This is a genomic window from Microvirga tunisiensis, from assembly GCF_009296175.1.
In the GTDB taxonomy this organism is placed as follows: Bacteria; Pseudomonadota; Alphaproteobacteria; order Rhizobiales; family Beijerinckiaceae; genus Microvirga; species Microvirga tunisiensis.
In genome coordinates this window covers 1-867 of the sequence record NZ_VOSK01000885.1, presented here as the reverse complement: position 1 = coordinate 867, position 867 = coordinate 1, and the positions used below count along the sequence as shown (strand labels likewise).

Annotated in this window: 1 protein-coding gene; it reads left to right on the top strand. The window is 64.6% G+C overall.

The annotated features are described in order from the left end of the window. Nucleotides 1-867 (top strand): transposase (locus FS320_RS44325; protein ID WP_192926440.1); only part of this gene is annotated, 867 nt, incomplete at both ends.

Below are 867 nucleotides of genomic sequence, written 5' to 3'. Positions count from 1 at the left end.
GGGCGGCCGCGCTGGCGGGCTGGGGCGGAACTGCCACCGGTCGGCGAACGGCTGCAGTCGCCCTATGATCCCGAGATGCATTACAGCACAAAGCGTCAGATGGAGTGGTCCGGCTACAAGGTCCATGTCACCGAGACCTGCGATGACGATGCAGCCCACCTGATCACGCACGTCAAGACCTGCCCGGCGATGGAGCAGGACATGACGAGCACGGCCGAGATCCATGCGTGCCTGGCCGCCAAAGGCCTCCTCCCTTCTGAGCATTACGTGGACTCGGCCTACATTGATGCGGCCCTGTTGGTCAGCAGCCGGCAAGACCACGGGATCTCGCTCGAGGGGCCGGTGCGGGGCGTATCGTCCTGGCAGGCCCGCACGGGACAGGGATATGATCTGCCCAACTTCGTGATCGACTGGGAGCGCGAACAAGTGACGTGCCCACAGGGTAAGGTCTCCGCGACTTGGCGCGTCGCGCGCAGAGAGGATGGAAGCCCGCGTATCAATGCCGTGTTCAGCCGCACTGATTGTGGAGCCTGCGCCGTCAGAGAGCTGTGCACGCCCGCGAAGGAAGCCCGCCGCGCCGTCTACTTCCATACGCGCCAAGAGTACGAGGCATTGAATGCAGCCCGATCCCGGATGCACGATCCGACATGGAAGGAGCGGTATCATACCCGGGCTGGCGTCGAGGGCACTCTCTCACAGGGTGTGCGGGTCTTCGGAATGCGCCGGAGCCGGTATATCGGGCTCCTGAAGACCGGCCTCCAGGAGGTGTGTTCGGCGGCTGCGATGAACGTCTTGCGGGTCGTACACTGGTTGGACGGATGGCCGCGCACCAAGACGCGCGTGACCCGCTTTGCTGCGTTGGCGCCA